The organism is Epibacterium sp. HA2-3, from assembly GCF_055693725.2.
This window is the reverse complement of record NZ_CM172490.1, coordinates 2,281,476-2,300,504: the sequence shown is the minus strand read 5'-3', so window position 1 is coordinate 2,300,504 and position 19,029 is coordinate 2,281,476. Positions and strand designations below refer to the sequence as shown.

The 19,029-nt window shown below is 62.3% G+C and carries 18 protein-coding genes; 10 read left to right on the top strand and 8 right to left on the bottom strand.

What is annotated here, in order from left to right; all coding sequences use genetic code 11:
- Positions 1-120 precede the first annotated feature (120 nt).
- The 5 genes from ACZ1HH_RS10770 to glmM all read left to right on the top strand — a co-directional run bounded on the left by ACZ1HH_RS10770 (position 121) and on the right by glmM (position 6,968).
- Positions 121-2,685, top strand: coding sequence for a putative PEP-binding protein (locus ACZ1HH_RS10770; protein WP_011539629.1), 2,565 nt, complete (start codon positions 121-123; stop codon positions 2,683-2,685).
- A gap of 169 nt (positions 2,686-2,854) precedes the next feature.
- A complete protein-coding gene (locus ACZ1HH_RS10765; protein ID WP_011539628.1) occupies positions 2,855-3,499 on the top strand; it encodes a cell wall hydrolase in 645 nt (214 codons plus the stop codon).
- A gap of 152 nt (positions 3,500-3,651) precedes the next feature.
- Positions 3,652-4,572, top strand: a complete 921-nt coding sequence (locus tag ACZ1HH_RS10760; RefSeq protein WP_011539627.1) for a dihydroneopterin aldolase — start codon at positions 3,652-3,654, stop codon at positions 4,570-4,572.
- Positions 4,569-5,564 carry a dihydropteroate synthase gene (folP, locus tag ACZ1HH_RS10755; RefSeq protein WP_011539626.1) on the top strand — a complete coding sequence of 332 codons (996 nt, stop codon included), beginning with the start codon at positions 4,569-4,571 and terminating at the stop codon, positions 5,562-5,564. Before ACZ1HH_RS10760 ends, folP begins: the two co-directional genes overlap by 4 nt.
- Before the next feature lie 60 nt (positions 5,565-5,624).
- Positions 5,625-6,968, top strand: coding sequence for a phosphoglucosamine mutase (gene glmM, locus ACZ1HH_RS10750; protein WP_011539625.1), 1,344 nt, complete (start codon positions 5,625-5,627; stop codon positions 6,966-6,968).
- A gap of 120 nt (positions 6,969-7,088) precedes the next feature.
- Here glmM and ACZ1HH_RS10745 read toward each other — a convergent pair whose 3' ends face one another.
- Together ACZ1HH_RS10745 and ilvC are read right to left on the bottom strand one after the other, a co-directional pair.
- On the bottom strand, positions 7,089-7,988 hold the full coding sequence (locus tag ACZ1HH_RS10745) for a DMT family transporter (protein ID WP_472636632.1): 900 nt from the start codon (positions 7,986-7,988) through the stop codon (positions 7,089-7,091).
- A gap of 151 nt (positions 7,989-8,139) precedes the next feature.
- The gene (gene ilvC, locus ACZ1HH_RS10740; RefSeq protein WP_005632920.1) at positions 8,140-9,162 is read right to left on the bottom strand and encodes a ketol-acid reductoisomerase; all 1,023 of its coding nucleotides are present in this window, start codon (positions 9,160-9,162) and stop codon (positions 8,140-8,142) included.
- Positions 9,163-9,300: 138 nt separating this feature from the next.
- On the opposite strand from ilvC, the gene ACZ1HH_RS10735 reads away from it, so the two are divergent.
- The 3 genes from ACZ1HH_RS10735 (at position 9,301) to ACZ1HH_RS10725 (ending at position 11,458) form a co-directional block, all read left to right on the top strand.
- Complete coding sequence (locus ACZ1HH_RS10735; protein ID WP_011539623.1) at positions 9,301-9,756, top strand: Lrp/AsnC family transcriptional regulator; 456 nt, start codon at positions 9,301-9,303, stop codon at positions 9,754-9,756.
- On the top strand, positions 9,753-10,211 hold the full coding sequence (locus tag ACZ1HH_RS10730) for an Lrp/AsnC family transcriptional regulator (protein WP_416368972.1): 459 nt from the start codon (positions 9,753-9,755) through the stop codon (positions 10,209-10,211). The genes ACZ1HH_RS10735 and ACZ1HH_RS10730 overlap by 4 nt, the downstream gene beginning before the upstream one ends.
- Before the next feature lie 122 nt (positions 10,212-10,333).
- Entirely contained in the window at positions 10,334-11,458 is a 1,125-nt protein-coding gene (locus tag ACZ1HH_RS10725; RefSeq protein ID WP_472636631.1) for an aminotransferase class V-fold PLP-dependent enzyme, read from the top strand.
- A 69-nt stretch (positions 11,459-11,527) separates the two neighbouring features.
- On the opposite strand, the gene ACZ1HH_RS10720 is transcribed toward ACZ1HH_RS10725, so the two are convergent.
- From ACZ1HH_RS10720 to ACZ1HH_RS10710, 3 genes are all read right to left on the bottom strand, one after another.
- The gene (locus ACZ1HH_RS10720; RefSeq protein WP_472636630.1) at positions 11,528-12,724 is read right to left on the bottom strand and encodes a UbiH/UbiF family hydroxylase; all 1,197 of its coding nucleotides are present in this window, start codon (positions 12,722-12,724) and stop codon (positions 11,528-11,530) included.
- A gap of 85 nt (positions 12,725-12,809) precedes the next feature.
- The gene (locus ACZ1HH_RS10715) at positions 12,810-13,058 is read right to left on the bottom strand and encodes a hypothetical protein (protein WP_472636629.1); all 249 of its coding nucleotides are present in this window, start codon (positions 13,056-13,058) and stop codon (positions 12,810-12,812) included.
- 84 nt (positions 13,059-13,142) lie between these two features.
- A complete protein-coding gene (locus tag ACZ1HH_RS10710) occupies positions 13,143-13,787 on the bottom strand; it encodes a pyrimidine 5'-nucleotidase (protein ID WP_011539618.1) in 645 nt (214 codons plus the stop codon).
- 126 nt (positions 13,788-13,913) lie between these two features.
- Here ACZ1HH_RS10710 and ACZ1HH_RS10705 point away from each other — a divergent pair, with 126 nt between their 5' ends.
- Positions 13,914-14,564, top strand: coding sequence for a GntR family transcriptional regulator (locus tag ACZ1HH_RS10705; protein WP_011539617.1), 651 nt, complete (start codon positions 13,914-13,916; stop codon positions 14,562-14,564).
- A gap of 2 nt (positions 14,565-14,566) precedes the next feature.
- On the opposite strand, the gene ACZ1HH_RS10700 is transcribed toward ACZ1HH_RS10705, so the two are convergent.
- Both ACZ1HH_RS10700 and carA read right to left on the bottom strand, forming a co-directional pair.
- Complete coding sequence (locus ACZ1HH_RS10700; RefSeq protein ID WP_487320269.1) at positions 14,567-16,360, bottom strand: glycosyltransferase; 1,794 nt, start codon at positions 16,358-16,360, stop codon at positions 14,567-14,569.
- 129 nt (positions 16,361-16,489) lie between these two features.
- Positions 16,490-17,650, bottom strand: a complete 1,161-nt coding sequence (carA, locus tag ACZ1HH_RS10695) for a glutamine-hydrolyzing carbamoyl-phosphate synthase small subunit (RefSeq protein WP_472636628.1) — start codon at positions 17,648-17,650, stop codon at positions 16,490-16,492.
- A 174-nt stretch (positions 17,651-17,824) separates the two neighbouring features.
- On the opposite strand from carA, the gene ACZ1HH_RS10690 reads away from it, so the two are divergent.
- Positions 17,825-18,298 (top strand): GatB/YqeY domain-containing protein, encoded by a 474-nt coding sequence (locus ACZ1HH_RS10690; RefSeq protein WP_011539614.1) that lies wholly within the window; start codon positions 17,825-17,827, stop codon positions 18,296-18,298.
- 98 nt (positions 18,299-18,396) lie between these two features.
- Here the strand turns inward: ACZ1HH_RS10690 and ACZ1HH_RS10685 are convergent, their stop codons facing one another.
- Positions 18,397-18,891 (bottom strand): DUF2244 domain-containing protein, encoded by a 495-nt coding sequence (locus tag ACZ1HH_RS10685; RefSeq protein WP_011539613.1) that lies wholly within the window; start codon positions 18,889-18,891, stop codon positions 18,397-18,399.
- Between the last annotated feature and the right edge of the window lie 138 nt (positions 18,892-19,029).

Here is a 19,029-nt window from a genome sequence, read left to right as displayed (position 1 = left end):
ATGGCGTGGGTCGTTTTTGTAGCAGGGGCGACGTGCTTTTCCTTGCGGGACGGCCTGCGCGCATTATGCTCAGGGGCAGGGAGGATCGCTGCGTTGCAGAAACAGACAGGGGACGAACCGATGGACACCACCCCGAAGTCCACTTTGATCACCGCGACCGCACCGATCGCCAATCAGACCCATGGCGGGCGGGCTAAGTGCCTGCAGCGGCTGGTTCGCTTGGAGCTACCGGTGCCGCAGACCGTGGCGCTCTCGTTTGATGCGGTGCATGAGATCGCCGAGGGCTACATGGTGGATGTGAACGCGATCCTTGCGGATCTGCGACCCGGCGCGCTTTTGTGTGTGCGGCCCTCTTCCGAGGATCCCGACTGGGGCGGTCCCGGAGCGGTTTTGAACATCGGCATGAATGACGCGCGCTACGTGGAGTTGAGCGACACGCTGGGGCCGGCGGCGGCGGCGGCGCTCTATTTGCGGTTTGTGCAGTCCTATGCGGTGCATGTGGCGCGGCTGGACCCGGATGTGTTTGAGGACGTCGAGGACGGCGGCCCCGATGCGCTGAGCGAAATGCTGCAGGCCTATGAGGCTGAGGCCGAAGAGCCGTTCCCCCAAGATCCGGGCGAGCAACTGGCGGCGGTTCTGCGCTCCATGGCGCGCGCGTGGGAGGGCACGTCCGCGCGGCTGTTGCGCGCCGCGAAAGGCGCGCCCGAAGACGCGGGGCTGGGCCTCATTGTGCAGGAGATGGTGCCGGGGCTGGGGCAGGGTGAATGCGGTTCAGGCGTGTTGCAGCTTGTGAATTCGCAGACCGGGCTGCCGCAGATCACCGGACGCTATCTGAGCCAAAGCCAGGGGCGCGATGCGCTCGGGGTTGATGCGGAGGCAATCTATCTCGAGCAGGACGAACGCGGCCCCTCACTTGAGGAGCTGGCGCCCGAGGCCTTTGCCGAGCTGAAGGCACATGCGGCGCTGATGCGTAGAAAACTGCGTGCCGAAATGCAGGTGGAATTCGTCATTGAGAATGGCCGAGTGCACATTCTCGACGGGGTGCGGGTGCCACGTTCTTCGCGCGCGGCGGTGCGGATTGCGGTGCGGCTGGCAGAGGATGGGATCATTCCCGCCGAAGAGGCGCTGATGCGGGTGGATGCCTATTCGCTCAACGAATTGCTGCACCGCCAGGTGGACCCGAATGCCAAACGGGACGTGATTGGCAGCGGCATTGCCGCAAGTCCGGGCGCGGCCACCGGGCGTCTGGTTTTCACCGCGACCGAGGCGCAGGCCAGCAAGTCGCGTGGCGAACCCTGCATTCTGGCGCGACGTGAGACTTCGCCAGAGGATGTGCGGGGCATGCATGCGGCTGCGGGTGTACTGACGGAAAAAGGCGGAATGACCAGCCATGCGGCGGTGATTGGTCGCGGGCTGGGGCTGCCCTGTATCGTGGGCGCGTCGCGCTTGCGGTTCGACAGCCGGCGCAAACAGCTGACGGCCCCGGATGGGCGTGTGTTCAAAGCAGGCGAGATCATCACTGTGGATGGCACCTCGGGCGAGGTGCTCGCTGGAGAACCCGCCATGGTCGAGGCCGCAGAGGATGATGCGCTGGTGACGTTGATGGCCTGGGCGGATGCGGCGCGCGACATTGCGATCCGCGCCAATGCCGACACGCCTGCCGATGCGCAGACCGCGCGCAATTTCAACGCCGAGGGCATCGGCCTGTGCCGGACCGAGCACATGTTCTTTGATCCGGGTCGCCTGACGGTGATGCGCGAGATGATCTTTGCCGAGACCTCTTCCGGGCGGGCGGCAGTGCTGGCGCGTCTCCTGCCGATGCAGCGCAAGGATTTTCGCGAGCTTTTCCGTATCATGGAAGGTCTGCCGGTGTGCATCCGGCTGTTTGACCCGCCCTTGCATGAATTCCTGCCCACCACCACTGCCGGACAGCGCGAGCTCTCCGAGGCTCTGGGCCTGCCGGTGAGCGACGTGACACGCCGGGTTGCGGAAATGGGGGAGTACAACCCCATGCTGGGTCTGCGCGGCGTGCGTCTTGGGGTGACGGTGCCCGAGATCTACGACATGCAGGCGCGCGCGATCTTTGAAGCCACGCTCGAGGCCTCGCGCGATGGGGCGCCAGTGGTGCCTGAGATCATGATCCCGCTGGTGTCTGCCAAACGCGAAGTGGAACTGGTCAAGGCGCGTATCGATGCGGTGGCCGCAGCCGTGAAATCCGAGCGCGGCGCCGATTTCACCTATCGGCTTGGTGTGATGGTCGAGACCCCACGGGCGGCCCTCCGGGCCGATGAGATTGCCGCGCATACGGCCTTCATGAGCTTTGGCACCAACGATCTCACGCAGATGACCTATGGTCTGTCGCGCGATGATGCGGGACGGTTCATGTCGGCCTATGTGCAGCAGGGCGTTTTTCCCGAAGATCCCTTCCATGTGCTGGATGTGGACGGCGTCGGAGAGCTGTTGCAACTCGGGGTGCAGCGGGGGCGGATGGCGAAGCCCGAAATCACCCTGTCGATCTGTGGTGAACACGGTGGCAATCCCGAATCAATCGCGTTTTGCCGCGAGGCGGGCTTTGATTACGTGTCTTGCTCGCCCTTCCGGGTGCCTGTTGCGCGGCTTGCGGCAGCGCAATTGGCGATCGCGGATAAAACCGGCCAAATTGCGCCGACATACATAAAAAATTAACGATTTCAGGGTTCTTCGTCGGCAAAAGACACATCGCCGCATCAAGATGTACCTTGGGGCATAACGGGTATACGTTCGCTTGGGTGGACGTTTTGATACATTTCCGTTACCCGAAGCCGTCGCACGCGGACGAGACAGACCGCAGGCAAATGGACCGGGGGTACCCTGAATGAAACGGAAACTGATGTGGGCCGCAGTGGTTGCGGCAACACTAGGCGGGAGCATGGCCTCTGCGGATATGGGGCTGGATGCGCTTTTCAAACAGGAGCAGTCGACGCTTCAAGCCGCACCCAAAGAGCGCATGCTGCGTTTCTTGGGCGGAAAACGCCAGACCCGCACCAATGGCGTGACGCAGGTGGAATTCACCCGCGACTTCCTCGACAGCCGCCCCGCCGCAACGGGCGGTAGCGAGTTTGAATGTCTCGCAGAGGCGCTCTACTTCGAGGCGCGCGGCGAGACCGTCAAAGGCCAGTTCGCAGTGGCCGAAGTGATCAAGAACCGGGTGCAAAGCGCCCAGTTCCCGAATACGTTTTGCGGTGTCATTAACCAGGGCACGGGCCGCAAATACCAGTGCCAGTTCACCTATACCTGTGATGGCCACAAAGAAGTGATTCACGAACCCCGCGCCTTTGAGCGCGTGGCCAAAGTGGCGCGGCTGGTGCTGGATGGGGTGAACCCAAAGCTCACCCAAGGGGCCACCTATTACCACACCACCGCCGTCAGCCCGCGCTGGTCGCGCAAGTTTACCAAGACCGCGCGAATTGGCGTACATCTGTTCTACCGGGACGAGCGCTACCGCACGGCCTCGAACTAAGACTGGCGCCTTTTGCCCGCCGGAGACCGGAATACGCCGCTTTCCGGCTCTGGCACGGCGGGTCTGAGCCTGTTATCCGGCTGGAACGGACCTAAGACTGTGACTCCTGACACAGCCTTTTTCCTGTTCCAAAGCCAGCCGGGGGCCACACCATGAGTTCTGACATCCATCTCGCCTTCGCGCATCCCTCCGAGCGCTCTGCCGCGACGGCCCGTCCCGGCGCGCTGGACCGGATTTCCCTGCGCGATCACATCGTCGAGGTGGAGATCGGGGCTTTTCAACAGGAACGCGGCACCACGCAGCGTGTATGTTTCAACGTTGTGGTGGAAATCGCGCCACTGCCGGCGGATCTCGATGACGATGTGGATCGTATCCTGTCGTATGACAAGGTGACCGAGGCCATTGCCCACGAGCTGGCCCGCGAGCGGCTGGCGCTGCTGGAAACCCTGGCGGAGCGCGTGGCAGAGCGGATCCTCTGGGAGCCGCAGGCGGTGCGGGCCTTTGTGCGGATCGAGAAACTGGATCGTGGCCCGGGCAAGCTGGGGGTGGAGATCGTACGCTCTGCGGATCAGGTTTCGCACGAGGCCGATGAAGATGTGAAACCGCATCCACGACTGATGTTTCTCTCCAACGCTGCGATCGACAGCGACAATCTCACTGGTTGGATCGACCAGATGGAATGCCGCGAGCGGCCCTTGATCCTCTGTGTGGGGGCGCATGATCTGGCGCTGCCCCAGACCGGGCACAAATGGACCCAGCGCCGCATTGATTTGCTGGCAATTGAGCAAAATGCCTGGCGTCTGGCGGCGCGGGATTCGCGCTGCAAAGTGGTGGAAACCCGTACTGAGCTGGACTGGGCGATGAAAAATGGCCAGATCTGCGTCTGGGCGCCCTCCAAGATCGTGCTGGATGCGGTCGAAGGTCCCAGCGAGCCGCCATCAAATGCGGTTGCACTTGCGGCGTGGTTCGCTTCTACTTTCGAAGCAGAAGAAATGATCGTGATTGGCGCGGAGCTGCCGGAGAACCCCGGCGTGCCTCTGCGGGCCCATGCTGAGGAGCAACATACCCTGTGAGTTACTACCGCCCCCTGGTTCGTCATGGAGATGCGCGCCCCGAGGGCGCCATTCATCTCGCCGGCAGCGCGCTCTGGTTCACTGAAGTCGAAGTTCTGGATCGCAGCGCGCCACCGCGTATCGTGCCAGCGGGCCTGTTGCCCGAAGAGATCAGGTTTCGCCTGATGAGCCGCCGCGCAGCGATTGCAGGGCTCGACATGACGCAGCCGCAGATCATGGGCATCCTCAATGTGACCCCGGACAGTTTCTCGGATGGCGGCCAGTTCGACGAAGTGGATGTCGCTTGCGATGCGGCGCTGCAGATGGTGGCGGATGGGGCGTCGATCATCGACGTCGGCGGCGAGAGCACCCGCCCCGGCGCAGCAGAGGTCGAGGAGCTTGCAGAAATCACCCGCACCGCTCCGGTGATCGCCGCCATTCGCGACCAAAGCGATGTTGCGATCTCCATTGACACGCGCAAAGCCACCGTGGGCATGGAAGCGCTGGAGGCGGGGGCATCACTCATCAATGATGTGTCGGGCTTTACGTTCGATGCGGCCCTGGCGCCGCTGGCGGCACAGGCCGGGGTTCCTGTCTGTGTGATGCATGCGCAGGGCGATCCCAAGACCATGCAGGACAATCCGCACTACGAAAACGTGGTGCTCGACGTCTATGATTTCCTTGCCGCGCAGGTCGACCAGCTCGAGGCGATCGGGGTGCTGCGCGAGCAAATCGTGATTGATCCCGGTATCGGATTTGGCAAGACGGAGGCGCATAACCTGGCGCTCCTGCGCAATCTGAGCCTGTTTCACGGCATTGGTTGTCCGATCCTTCTGGGCGTGTCGCGCAAGGGATTCATCGGCGCGATTGGCAAAGAACCGCAAGCTGCACGCCGCGCGCCCGGATCTATTGCCGTGGGGCTTGCGGGTTTTGCTCAAGGCGTGCAATTGCTACGGGTGCATGATGTGGCAGAGACGGCGCAGGCGCTGCGCCTGTGGCAGGCCACACGATAGAAAGAGATCACGGCAGCAGTTGGAATGTCCGGCGCTGCGCTGGGCAGGGGAGCAGCTTTGATGCGGAAACTCTTTGGAACCGATGGCGTGCGTGGCAAGGCCAATATGCATCCGATGACCGCCGAGATGGCGCTTCGGATCGGGGCCGCTGTTGGGCGCTACTTCCGGCGTGAAAACGACACCGTGCACCGGGTGGTGATCGGCAAGGACACCCGCCTCTCGGGCTATATGTTTGAAAACGCGCTGACGGCGGGGCTGACCTCGACAGGCATGAATGTGCTTTTGCTGGGGCCCGTGCCAACGCCTGCCGTGGGTCTGATGACCCGCTCGATGCGGGCAGATTTGGGCGTGATGATCTCTGCCAGCCACAACCCGGCCGAGGACAATGGCATCAAGTTCTTTGGCCCCGATGGCTATAAGCTCTCGGATGAGGTGGAACTGGAGCTTGAGGCGCTGATTGAGGCGGGTGTCGAGCCTGCACAGGCGCAGAACATTGGTCGCGCCAAACGGATCGATGATGCACGGTTTCGCTATGGCGAGCGGGTCAAGAGCTCTTTGCCGCGTGACATGCGTCTGGATGGCCTGAAGGTTGTGATCGATTGCGCGAATGGGGCCGCCCACCGCGCCGCGCCTGAAATCCTGTGGGAGCTGGGTGCAGATGTGATCCCCGTCGGGGTGTCGCCCGATGGGCTCAATATCAATCGCGGCTGTGGCTCCACCCAGCCGGCGGCGGCGGCCGAGACGGTGGTGGCGCATGGTGCCGATGTGGGGATCTGCCTTGACGGTGATGCCGACAGGGTTGTGGTGATCGACGAGACCGGCACCGTCGCCGACGGCGATCAGCTGATGGCGCTTCTGGCCTCGGCATGGTCTGCGGATGGGCGGTTGAGCGGCGGCGCACTTGTTGCAACCGTCATGTCGAACCTGGGTCTCGAGCGGTTCTTGAATGAGCGCGGCATCGGTCTTGAGCGGACCGGCGTTGGGGACCGCTATGTGGTGGAGCGCATGCGGCAGGGGGGCTTTAACCTCGGCGGTGAGCAATCCGGCCATATCGTGATGAGCGATTATGCCACCACCGGCGACGGTCTGATGGCGGGGCTGCATTTCCTCGCCGAGATGGTACGGCGCGGGCAGAAGGCCTCGGAATTGGCGCGCCAGTTTGAGCCGGTTCCGCAGCTGCTCAAGAATGTGCGGTTCGAGGCCGGGCAGGCACCATTGGAGGCGGATCAGGTGCAAACGGCGATTGCAGAGGCTGAAAAGCAGCTCAATGGCCGCGGGCGGCTGTTGATCCGAAAGTCTGGCACCGAGCCGCTCATCCGCGTGATGGCCGAGAGCGAGGACCCGGTGTTGCTGAACCGTGCTGTCGACGATGTGGTTGCGGCTGTAGAGGCGGCAACGCAGTAGGCACATGCGGCCCGGGCTTACGGTCGGCGGCGCAGGGTTTGCTTTGGTCCCTTCATGGGGGGCTCTGTCTCCACAGGCAGAGTCGTCACCCCGAGATCTTGTCGAGAAAATAAAGAGGTGTCAGCTCAGGCCAAAGAGACGCTTCAGGGCGCCGTATTGGCTCAGCGCGACGCCTGCGAGAATGAGTGCCAGAGACCACAAGAGAACGCTGGGGAGGGCTTCTTTCAGGAAGAGTGCCCCAAAAAGCACCGCACAGACCGGCACCAGATAGTTGGTGAGGCTCATGAAGGTGGGGCCTGCGCCGCGAATGACCAGCACGCGCAGGAGGTTTGCGCCTGCGGTCGGAATCAGGCCGAGGATAGCAAGCCACATCCATGTCTCTGAGGAGATGGCGGGCGGGGGACCTTCAACCAGCCAGGCCGCAGGCAGAATGCCCAGAGCGCCGATCAGCAAAAGGACCGCCGCAAGCCCCACCGAGTCGACCGCCGGGAGGCGGCGCACAGAGATCGAAGAAACCGAGTAGCAGGCAGCGGCGGTGAGGCAGGCTAGCCGCCCGGCCCATTCCAGATCGGAGCCATTGCTTTCGAAGGCCTGACCGCCAATCAGCAAAGCGACCCCCAAAAAGCCGATGACCACACCGAGCAGTCGGCGCGGGGTCAGCGGTTCGGCGGCAAAGAAATGCGCAAGCGGCAGCACCATCAGCGGGATGGCCGCCATGCTGACGCCTGCAAAGCCCGAAGTCACATGTTGCAGACCCCAGCTGATCAGGATGAAGGGCAGGGTGGAGCTGAGCAGGCCCACGAAGATCACCACGGGCCAGTTCGCACGGGTTTCAAACAGGCGAAAGCCGCGCAGACCCCAGATCGAAGTAAGCAGGAGCGCGGCAAAGCCGATCCGCCCGGCCGCGAGCCAGAAGGGTGTGATGCCGCGCAGCGCCAGTTCCACCACCATGAAGGTGCCGCCCCAGGTGAGGCCCAAGGCGGCCACCATGGCCCAGTAACGGGGTGCGATTTCCGGCATTGTGGTCTCCTTGGAGTGTTGCTGTCAGCAGGTCAGAACCGTCTGGGGCGGCGGCGCGCGGCAGCCCTGTGACGTGGAGAAGGCGCCCCGGTTTCCCGAGGCGCCCTGCAGAGGTCCGGGTTGTGGAGCCTGAGCTCCGCAATCGCAGGCCTTAGTTCTTGGACTTGTCGACCATCTTGCCGGCAGAGATCCAGGGCATCATTTCACGCAGCTTGGCGCCGGTGGCTTCGATCGCGTGCTCGTCGTTGGCACGGCGGGACGCTTTGATGGTGGGCTGGCCTACAGCGTTTTCCAGCATGAAGTCGCGTACGAATTTGCCCTGCTGGATGTCGGCGAGGACTTCTTTCATGCGGGCTTTGGTCTCGTCGTACTTCAGGATGCGCGGGCCGGTGACGTACTGGCCATACTCAGCGGTGTTGGAGATGGAGTAATCCATGTTCGCAATGCCGCCTTCGTAGATCAGGTCCACGATCAGCTTCACTTCGTGCAGACACTCGAAGTAGGCCATTTCCGGCGCGTAGCCAGCTTCAACCAGGGTCTCGAAGCCGCAGCGGATCAGTTCGACCAGGCCACCGCAGAGCACGGCTTGTTCGCCAAAGAGGTCGGTTTCGCACTCTTCGCGGAAGTTGGTTTCGATGATGCCCGAGCGGCCGCCACCGATGGCGGAGCAATAGGACAGCGCAGTTTCCAGCGCGGAGCCAGATGCGTCGTTGTGAACCGCCACGAGGCAGGGCACGCCGCCGCCTTTGGTGTATTCGCCGCGCACGGTGTGGCCGGGGCCTTTGGGCGCCATCATGATGACGTCGACGCCTTCTTTGGGCTCGATCAGGCCGAAGTGCACGTTCAGGCCGTGGGCGAATGCAATCGCCGCGCCCGGCTTGATGTTGTCGTGGACGTATTTCTTGTAGGTCTCTGCCTGCAGTTCGTCGGGCATGGTGAACATGATGACGTCACACCAGGCCGCGGCTTCGGCGATACCCATGACCTGCAGGCCTTCGGCTTCGGCTTTCTTGGCGGAGGGGGAGCCTTCGCGCAGGGCGATCACGAGGTTCTTGGCGCCGGAATCGCGCAGGTTCAGCGCATGCGCGTGACCTTGCGAGCCATAGCCGAGGATGGCGACTTTCTTTTCTTTGATGAGGTTCACGTCGCAGTCGCGGTCGTAGTACACACGCATCGGATCAATCCTTTGACCTGAGTTTCTAATCTGCTGACGAGCATAGGTGGCATGCCGCGGAATGCGAGAGCGATTGTGGTATAAATTCGCAAAGATTCGCGATAGCTATTCTCCAAATGCTGAATTATCATTATATCTATGCTTGATGACCTTGACCGACGCATATTGCGCAACCTTCAGGATGACCCAACCCAATCGCTTCCGGATCTCGCAGACCGGCTTGGGCTGACGTCGTCACGGCTGTCGCGCCGTCTTGAAAAACTGCGCGAGGGGGGCGTGCTCTTGGGGGTGCGGGCGGTGATCGATTGGCAGGCTTTGGGCTACGCGGTGGAAGTGTCGCTGCGGGTGACGCTCGACAAGACCAATCCAAGGGCCTTTGACGAATTCATCCCGGCGGCGCGCGAGATTCCCGAGGTGCTGGAAATCCAGACATTCCTCGGTCAGGTTGATGTGCGTCTCAGCGTGATTGCCCGCGATATGGCCCATTATCAGGCGCTTTACCGCGACCACATCCTGCAGCTGCCAAATATCACAGATATTGAGGCGCTGATGCATGTGGCGCGGATCACCACCCGCACGGCGCTGCCGCTATGACGGGGCTCGATGAAATCGATCTGGCGCTTTTGCGGGCGCTTTCACAGGACGCCACCCAGACGGCCGGGGCCTTGGGGCGGGCGCTTGGCCTCAGCCAGCCTGCCACATGGCGGCGGATCAAACGGCTGGAAGAGGCGGGGATCCTGTCGCACCGCGTGCTGGATCTGGACCTGCAAAAGCTGGGGTTTGGCGTCACGGTCTTTGTGGGCGTAAAACTTGCCACCAAGGGACGGGTGAGCCTTGACGATTTCGAGCGCGCAGTCTCGGCCATTCCCGAAGTGCAGACAGTCGAACACGTGCTGGGGTTTTATGACTATCGCCTGCGGGTCGTGGCGCGCGACATCGCCGATTTCGAACGCGTCCTGCGGCGGCGGATCATGACGCTGCCGGGGGCGGGTAATGTGGACGCCAATGTGCTCCTGTCCGAAGAACGCCGCCCCGGCCCCCTGGGCTGAACCGTATTAATCGGATTATGCGACAAGAGCTGTAGCCACGTGGCGCTTGAGCCAGCAGAGCGGCTCTGCCATGACAGGGACAACCGGCCTCAGCCAACACAATTGCAGCAAGGAGATTTCACATGGCCCTCTTGGAGACAGTCGACCCCGATGGTCTGGATGAGTTCTCGGTGGTCTTCACCGACCGCTCCCTCAATCACATGTCAAAGGAATTCCAGCAGGTGATGCTGGACATCAACGCCATGCTGAAAGAGGTCTACAAGGCTGACGCCACCGCATTGGTGCCCGGCGGCGGCACCTTCGCAATGGAGGCGGTGGCCCGCCAGTTCGCCCGCGATCAGGATGCGTTGGTGGTGCGTAACGGCTGGTTTTCCTACCGCTGGAGCCAAATTTTTGAATCCGGCGGCCTCACAAAATCCGCAACCGTTCTCAAGGCGCGTCAGATTGGAAATGGGGCGCATTCTCCTTTTGCACCCGCACCCATTGAAGACGTCACCAAGGCAATCCTGGAGCAAAAGCCCTCCATCGTCTTTGCCCCGCATGTGGAAACATCTGCGGGCGTGATCCTGCCCGATGACTATGTGACCCGGATGGCGGCCGCTGCGCATGAGGTCGGCGCATTGATGGTGCTCGATTGCATCGCTTCTGGCTGCGCCTGGGTCGATATGAAGGCCACGGGCGTCGACGTGCTGATCTCGGCACCGCAAAAGGGCTGGAGCGCCTCCCCTTCAGCGGGTCTGGTGATGCTCTCAAAACGCGCGCTTGCGCGTCTGGAGGAGACCACCTCAGACAGTTTCGCCATCGACCTCAAGAAATGGCGTGCGATCATGCAGGCCTATGAGGACGGCGGCCACGCCTATCACGCCACCATGCCGACGGACGCGCTGCGTCAGTTCCGGGACACGATGGCGGAAACCAAGGCTTATGGCTTTAAGCGCCTGCGCGAGGCCCAGTGGAAACTCGGCAATGGTGTGCGCGAAATGCTGGCCAAAAAGGGCGTCACCTCCGTCGCCGCCGAGGGCTTTGGCGCGCCGGGTGTGGTCGTAAGCTACACTGATGATCCCCAGATCCAGAATGGCAAGAAATTCTCCGATCAAGGCATGCAGATTGCTGCGGGCGTGCCGCTTGCGGTGGACGAACCCGATGGCTTCATGACCTTCCGCCTTGGCCTATTCGGCCTTGATAAACTCTATGACGTGAACGGCACGCTCTCGCGGCTGAAAACCGTGCTCGACCAGCTGCTCTGACACCGCTTCATCTTTTCAAAAATACCTCCGCCGGAGGCGCGGGCCTGTCCTGTGGGGCAGGCCCATTTTCTATCGCACGCCAAGCCCCATCTGCATCAGCATCTTGCGCACCTGCGGCAGGGAATAGAGCGCGTTGAGTCCTCCGGCACGCAGATCGCGCAGAGGCCGCGCCTCCATCATCGACGCGCGATTGAGGAGATCAATCCCGCTCACACGCAGCTTGATGTCGCTGTGGCGGGCCTTTTCATAGGCGTTGAGCATCGCCTGATCGCCCAAGCCCTCTGGACGCGCATCCGCAAGGTCCATCAGAACCCGCAGATCCGCCAGCGACATATTGAGCCCCTGCGCCCCGATGGGCGGCACCACATGCGCAGCCTCCGCCATCAAGGCCAGACGCTCCCCGACAAGGCGCGAGGCGCGCTGGCTGATGATGGGCCAGAGCGTTCGGCGCGACGCCAGGCTCAACTGGCCGAGAACGCCACAAGAGCGGATGTTCATCTCCGCCTCAAAATCCACCTCATCCAATGCAGCAAGCCGGTCGGCATTGGCACTGGTCTCCATCCAGACAATTGCCGAGGAGGGGCGCCCCTCGAGATCCGGCAGCGGCACCAGAGTGAACGGGCCGCCTGTGCGATGGATCTCAGTCGAGACGTTTTCGTGAGGGGTGTCGTGCGTGACGGCAAAGGCCAGCGCCTTCTGGCCATAGCGGGTGGTCTGCACATCGATCCCCGCGGCCTCGCGCATGGGGGAGGCGCGCCCATCACAGGCCAGCACCAATTTGCAGTGCACACGACTGCCATCGGTGAGGGTCACACGCGCCTCGTTGGTTCGGGTGAACAGGCTTTGGGTGCCGACGCCGGGCCTGAACTCGGCATTGGCGAGTTCAGCAATCCGCCCCAGCATCTCGCGCCGCAACAGCCAGTTCGGCAGGTTCCAACCAAAAGGCAGCTCGGAAATCTCGGCAGCATCGAATTCACGCACCACACGGGGCTCTGGGTCTGCGCCCCCAGCGTCAATGATGCGCATGATCTGCAATGGCGCCGCATGAGGCGCAAACCGGGACCAGAGCCCCGCCTCTTCGAGGAGCGACTTGGCCGGCTGCAAAAACGCGGTGGTGCGCAAGTCGGCCCCCGCGTCCTCACGCGTGGTGACCGGGGCTGTGGGATCGACACAGATCACCGAAAAGCCCCGCGCCGCAAACCCCGCAGCTGCCGTCAACCCGGCAATGCCGCCTCCGGAAATCAGGATGTCACATGTCTGGTTCATCACCTCGGCCCCGCGCAATGTCTATGGGAGGAGACATAGGGCGCGGGGCGGGCGAAACACAAGCGGCGCTGTGCCGCAGGTAGGGTCAGCCGCGCGAAATCAGGATCAAAAGGATCCATATCACCGGCACCAGCGCCAATGCCGGCAGATAAAGGCCGGGCAGGCCAAACAGCATGACAGAGATGCCCCAGAGGCTCAGGAAGGTCGCGATGGCATAGTAGATGTTTTCTTCGTCGCCATAGGTGACTTCCTTCCAGATCCGTCCCAGAAGCGGAACGCGGAACATGATCCGCTCAAAGGTGCTGAGCTTGGGGGGCAGTGTGTAAGCAGTCATGGCAGGCTCCGTGATATCGTGTCTCTGCGCGATGTAGGGTGCCAAAGATGACTGCGACATGTGCATTTTCGTCGCTGCGACAGGCTACCGCAGTTGACCGAGAAAAGCGGTCAGATCTTCGGTGTGATGGTGGATGTGATCGCCCGGGTGGGCCTCGGGCGCCACATGCACCGTGCGCATCCCCATGGCGTGTGGCGCGTTGAGGTTGCGTGGATCATCCTCGAACATCGCCGCCCGTGTGGTGTCGACACCGGCCCGTTCAAACACCCGTTCAAAGGCGCTGCGCTCGGGTTTGGGGCGATAATCTGCATGTTCGACGCCAAATATCCCGTCAAACAGCCCCGTCAGCCCCCGCGCGGCCAGCACGCGCTCTGCATAGGGTGCAGAGCCGTTGGTGTAGACGATCTTGCGCCCCGGGAGTGCCTTGATGTGACCTGCGAGCGTCTGGTCCGGCTCCAGATGGTCGAGCGAGATGTCATGCACCGCGACCAGAAACGGGTCGGGATCGATGTCATGTTCCTTCATCAGCCCCGCCAGCGTGGTGCCGTGATTGCGCCAATAGTCGCCACGCAGCTTGTCGGCGGCCCCGTGATCGATCTGGAGGGTCTCCATCACATAGGTGATCATCTTGGCCTCGATCTGATCAAACAGACGGGCAGAAGGGTGATAGAGCGTGTTGTCGAGATCGAACACCCAGTGTTCGACGTGAGAGAAGGATTGCTTGACCATGGCCCGAGACCTAGGCGCTATGCCTTGGATTCGCAATGCAATAGCACGCGCGACCTTGGGGCTCAGGCTTGATTGCCCCGCAGGCAGGGCGTAGAACATTGTGGTGCAATGGAGAGCGACACGCCGATGAGCCAGACGAAGAGCAGCACCCAGAAAGACGCCTATGGGCTGATCCTCGACGCCATCGACGTGGGCATGTTCAAACCCGGCGACCGCTTGGTCGAGAATGATCTGGCGGATCGTTTTGGGGTGTCGCGCACGCCCATTCGCGAGGCATTGCAGCGGCTGGAAACCCAGAGCCTTCTGGAGCGTGATGGCCGGTCACTGATCGTGGCCTCGCTTGATCACAACCAGATGGCAGAGCTTTATGTGGTGCGCCGCGAGCTGGAGGGGCTGGCGGCGGCGCTGGCGGCCCGCCATGCCACCGACGAAGAGGTGCAGGTTCTGCGCGACATGGTCGAGGCCGACGATGCGCTGATCGACAACCCGGTCGAACTTGCCAAGGCGAACCGGCGGTTTCACCAGCAGATCCATCTGGCCTCCCACAACCGCTATCTGGTGCAGCAACTGGATCTGGTGCATCGCTCCATGGCGCTGATGGCCACGACATCGCTGGCTGCCGAGGGGCGCGGGCGCATCGCGCAAGACGAGCATAAGGCGATTGTCGCGGCGATTGCCAACCGGGATGAGGCGGCGGCAGGGCAGGCGCTGAAGGATCATATCTCGGTGGCCTTCACCACGCGATTGAAACAGGACGCGGGCGCACGCGGCGGCTGAGGTCAATGCTCTGTGGTGCCGCCATGATCCCCATGCGCGGTCTTGTCCCAGAAAAACGGCGCTGCGAACACCTCCCAGAGGGCTTTGTAGGCGGCAAAACAGCCAAGTATGAAATAGAGAGGCATCAGGGGCGCGCAGAACGCGAGGACTGGCCGCCCCGAAGCCCGTGCGCCGCAATACCAGATGCACAGGTTGAGCACCTCAAAGAACACAAGCGCCCCGACAGCGACAGACAGCATATCCCGGGGCAGTGACGCTTCGAGCGGATGCGATACTCCGAGCGCCACCAGCCAGAAGCTCCAGAGGACTGGTGCCAGCAGGAATTGCCCGAGGGTGCCCAGAAAGAACGCCTGTAGCCCCCAGAAACGCCGCCACCCGACATCCCGTAGCAGTGCCTTTGGGGCGCGCATGTGGACCAGGTAGGTCATCATGAACCCCTTCAGCCAGCGAGACCGCTGTTTGATCCAGGGGGTGATGCGGCTGTTGGCTTCTTCATAGGTGGTTGTGGGCAGCATTTCGGTGCGATAGCCCGCGCGCGCAATCCGCACGCCAAGGTCGGCATCCTCGGTGACGTTATGTGCATCCCACGCGCCCAGCTGTTCGAGCGCGTCGCGGCGGATAAACAGCGTGGTGCCTCCAAGCGGGATCACCAGCCCCAGCCGCGCAATGCCTTGGAGCAGGACGCGAAACCATCCCGCATATTCGAGCGTAAAGCAGCGCGAAATCAGATTGCGGCTGGGATTGTAGAAATCGAGAATTCCCTGAAAGCACACCACGTCGGGGGGGGCATGAGCAAAGGCGCTGGCCGCACTCTCGAGTTGGTCTGGCTCCGGGGCATCTTCAGCATCCCAGATCCCGATGATCTCTCCCCGGCAGAAATTCAGCGCATAGTTCATTGCGCGCGGCTTTGTGGTGAGCGTGCCGTCGCCCGGCACCTCGACCACCCGGAACCAATCGGGCAGGTCTGCGCATTTTACGGCATTTCGGGTCACATCGTCGTTTTCCTCAAGGACAAGCAATACCTCAAGGCGGTCGCGCGGATAGGTGAGGCGACACAGGCGGCGCAAGAGATGCTTGCCAATTTCCGCCTCACGATAGAGCGGCACCAGCATCGACATCTGAGGCAGATCCTTGGGTGTTTCGGATTTTGGCCGGTCCGGGCGTGCCGCCGCCAAGAGGCCGGAGATCCTGAGGGCCGTGAACATCAGCAATGTCACAAGCGCCGCTACAGCCAACACCGCAGTCACAAGATGCGGCGCGAGAATGGAAAACAGACACAAAAGCGTCCCCGTTGCAAAGGCTGGGGCGCGGGCAGCGCGGTAATCAAAGCTGCGGCAACTGACGGCGGGGGCAACGCTGCGCGCAGCCTCCCGTGTCATCTGTGCCTGAAGCGCCCTCAGCAAGATGGCCTCAATCTCTGCCGCGGGGGTGGGAATTGGGATCACCTCATCAAATTGACCCCGAAGATCCTGCCTCAGGGCGGCAAGGCCTGCGGGATCGGCCATCAGCACCAGTGCGGTTCGACCAAGCATTTCCAGTGGCACCGCTTGATGCCTGATCCAAAAAGCGGGTGGGCGCAGAGACAGGATGTCCTTGTCAGGCTCATCAATCCCGATCCGCCGCACAGCGGCCTTCTGGCGAGTGCGTTCCAGACGCGCGATATTGTCGAGGTGCTGCCTGTGGAGGTCCCCAAGATCGGGCGGAGCCGCTGCAGGGGGGCGCACCCCGCCTGCACGCGCAGACCGGCGATAAAGGACGCGGCTGCGCCGGTGCAGATCCATTTGGTTTTGGCCCATGCGCCGAGGCTAGCAGAGCGCCGGAAGCGGCCGTAGTTAAACACCCGCAATAGATGAAAAGCCGCCGCAAAAAGACACCGCCCGATTGCATGGCAACCGGGCGGTGTCAGAACTGAAACGGCGGCTCGATCAGGCCTTGCGCGCGGCCATCGCCTCTGCAAAGCGCTCGAACAGATAAAAACTGTCCTGCGGGCCGGGGCTGGCCTCGGGGTGGTGCTGCACGGAGTAGACCGGGCGATCGGTCATGCGAATGCCGCAGTTGGAGCCGTCAAACAGCGAGACATGGGTCTCTTCGACGCCCTCGGGCAGGGTTTGAGCATCCACTGCAAAGCCGTGGTTCATCGACGTGATCTCCACCTTGCCGGTGCCGTGTTCCTTGACCGGGTGGTTGGCGCCGTGGTGGCCGTGGTTCATCTTGGTGGTCTTGGCCCCCAAAGCGAGTGCGAGCATCTGGTGGCCCAGACAGATCCCAAAGACCGGCAAGTCGGTCTTATCCAGGATTTCCTTGATCATCGGCACAGCGTATGCGCCGGTTGCGGCCGGGTCGCCGGGGCCATTGGAGAGGAACACACCATCAGGGCCATGGGCCAGTACCTCTTCCGAGGTCGCGGTGGCTGGCAGTACGGTGACATCGCAGCCCGCCGAGGCGAGGCAGCGCAGGATGTTGCGCTTGGCACCATAGTCGATGGCGACCACCTTGTGCTTGGGCTCTTCCTGACGGCTGTAGCCCTCGGGCCAGGCCCAACGCATCTCATCCCAGCGGTAGGACTGCGCGCAGGTCACGTCCTTGGCGAGGTCCATGCCCTCAAGGCCGGGCCAGGCGCGGGCGGCGGCGACCAGCGCCTCAAGATCGAAATTCCCGTCCGGGTTATGCTCCATCGCCACATGCGGCGCGCCCTGCTGGCGGATCGCACGGGTCAGACGGCGGGTGTCTACGCCGCCAATGGCGATGCGGCCCGTGCGGGTGAGCCAGGACTTGAGCTCTTCGGTGGCGCGCCAGTTGGAGGACAGCGTCGGATTCCATTTCACCACCATGCCTGCGGCCACCGGGTCGGCGGTTTCGTCATCCTCGGGGGTGACGCCGGTATTGCCGATGTGGGGGAAGGTGAAGGTGACGACCTGACCTGCATAGGAGGGGTCGGTCATGATTTCCTGATAGCCGGTCATTGCGGTGTTAAAGCACAGCTCGGCCACGCATCGCCCGGTGGCGCCAAACCCGTGTCCATAGAACACGGTGCCATCTGCAAGGGCCAGGCAGGCGGTTGGCTTCGGCGAAACGGTTTCGACCATGACTCGACTCTCCATGCGGGCAAAATTCGCGCATCAATAAGTCCCGCGCCGCGCGGGGTCAAGCACCGATAGGCCGATACCGGCCCTGCGTCTCGCACAATTGGGGGAGCTTGAATATTGCGGTGGATTTGAATAATACTGCCTCTTCTTGCTCCACCTGGACGAAGAGAAAACATGGATACGCGAACTCGGGTCAACGAGGCCCTCAAACAGGCGATGAAGGACAAGGCGATGGAGCGTCTCTGCACTCTGCGCCTGATCAATGCTGCCATCAAGGACCGTGAAATCGCTGCGCGCGGTGACGGGGAAGAAGGCGGCATCGGCGATGAAGAGATCCTCGCCATCCTCGGCAAGATGACCAAGCAGCGCAAGGAAAGCGTGCGCGCCTATGAGGAGGGCGGACGGCTCGACCTCGCCGAGCGCGAGATGAACGAGATTGAGATCATTGAGGAATTCCTGCCCAAACAGCTCTCTGAGGATGAGGTGTCGAACGCAGTGAAGGCCGCCGTTGATGAAACGGGTGCTGAATCCATCCGCGACATGGGCAAGGTCATGGGCGCGCTCAAGGCCAAATACACCGGCCAGATGGACTTTGGCAAAGTGGGCCCGATGGTCAAGGATCAGCTCTGCTCGGCAGGGGGCTGCTGAGGTCTTCGATTGCCATAACTGGCGCGGGCATCGCGACGACAGATGAACCCCGGCTCTGACCCCAGAGCCGGGTTTTTTGTACCTGTGGCTTCGATGGGCTAGCGGCTGTCGGACTGTCGAATCGCGTCGCGCAGATCGTGGTAGAGCGCCTTGCGCTCATCTTCGGAGAGGAACGCACCGATTTCCACCTCGCGCCCGGCGCCGCGCAATGTCACATAGTTGGGCACCGGACCGCGATCAGGGTGCAGGGACACCTGGGTCCAGTGGCGATTGCAGCGCCAGGACTGCTCGCTGCCGCGTGCGTCACGCCGGATCAGCTCGGCCTCTTCAGGGCCGAGGCGCAGAACCTCAATGATTTGCGCATGGCGGCGGTTCTGATCGAGCGCATATTTCATGCCAAAGACGGCCAGCGTCAGAAAAGGGATCAGTCCCCAGAACAGCGGTGTGCCCATCAGCGGCAGCAAAGGCACCGTGATGAGCGCGGCTGTCGCCCCGATAAAGCGCATGTAGCCTTCGGGGGGGAGCGATTGATGCGGCCACAGATGCAGCTCGCCTCCATGATCGCTGGGGGGCTGGGTCCAATCATAGGGCATGACGCATAGTTTAGTCTGGCGATCAGCCCTGTCGAGTAAAATGACCCGGTTTTGCGGGCGGTGGAAAAGACCCTGCGCGAGAAAAGAAAACGCCCCGAAGCCTGTGGCTCCGGGGCGTTTTGGTTTCAGCTCAAGCCG

Coding starts and splice junctions, on each gene's coding strand:
- ACZ1HH_RS10715 (WP_472636629.1), bottom strand. CDS start 13,058: ATGACTGCTTACACACTGCCCCCCAAGCTCAGCACCTTTGAGCGGATC.
- ACZ1HH_RS10705 (WP_011539617.1), top strand. CDS start 13,914: ATGAGCCAGACGAAGAGCAGCACCCAGAAAGACGCCTATGGGCTGATC.
- ACZ1HH_RS10765 (WP_011539628.1), top strand. CDS start 2,855: ATGAAACGGAAACTGATGTGGGCCGCAGTGGTTGCGGCAACACTAGGC.
- ACZ1HH_RS10735 (WP_011539623.1), top strand. CDS start 9,301: ATGCTTGATGACCTTGACCGACGCATATTGCGCAACCTTCAGGATGAC.
- ACZ1HH_RS10760 (WP_011539627.1), top strand. CDS start 3,652: ATGAGTTCTGACATCCATCTCGCCTTCGCGCATCCCTCCGAGCGCTCT.
- ilvC (WP_005632920.1), bottom strand. CDS start 9,162: ATGCGTGTGTACTACGACCGCGACTGCGACGTGAACCTCATCAAAGAA.
- ACZ1HH_RS10685 (WP_011539613.1), bottom strand. CDS start 18,891: ATGCCCTATGATTGGACCCAGCCCCCCAGCGATCATGGAGGCGAGCTG.
- ACZ1HH_RS10770 (WP_011539629.1), top strand. CDS start 121: ATGGACACCACCCCGAAGTCCACTTTGATCACCGCGACCGCACCGATC.
- ACZ1HH_RS10725 (WP_472636631.1), top strand. CDS start 10,334: ATGGCCCTCTTGGAGACAGTCGACCCCGATGGTCTGGATGAGTTCTCG.
- ACZ1HH_RS10745 (WP_472636632.1), bottom strand. CDS start 7,988: ATGCCGGAAATCGCACCCCGTTACTGGGCCATGGTGGCCGCCTTGGGC.
- carA (WP_472636628.1), bottom strand. CDS start 17,650: ATGGTCGAAACCGTTTCGCCGAAGCCAACCGCCTGCCTGGCCCTTGCA.
- ACZ1HH_RS10690 (WP_011539614.1), top strand. CDS start 17,825: ATGGATACGCGAACTCGGGTCAACGAGGCCCTCAAACAGGCGATGAAG.
- ACZ1HH_RS10700 (WP_487320269.1), bottom strand. CDS start 16,360: ATGGGCCAAAACCAAATGGATCTGCACCGGCGCAGCCGCGTCCTTTAT.
- glmM (WP_011539625.1), top strand. CDS start 5,625: ATGCGGAAACTCTTTGGAACCGATGGCGTGCGTGGCAAGGCCAATATG.
- ACZ1HH_RS10710 (WP_011539618.1), bottom strand. CDS start 13,787: ATGGTCAAGCAATCCTTCTCTCACGTCGAACACTGGGTGTTCGATCTC.
- ACZ1HH_RS10720 (WP_472636630.1), bottom strand. CDS start 12,724: ATGAACCAGACATGTGACATCCTGATTTCCGGAGGCGGCATTGCCGGG.
- ACZ1HH_RS10730 (WP_416368972.1), top strand. CDS start 9,753: ATGACGGGGCTCGATGAAATCGATCTGGCGCTTTTGCGGGCGCTTTCA.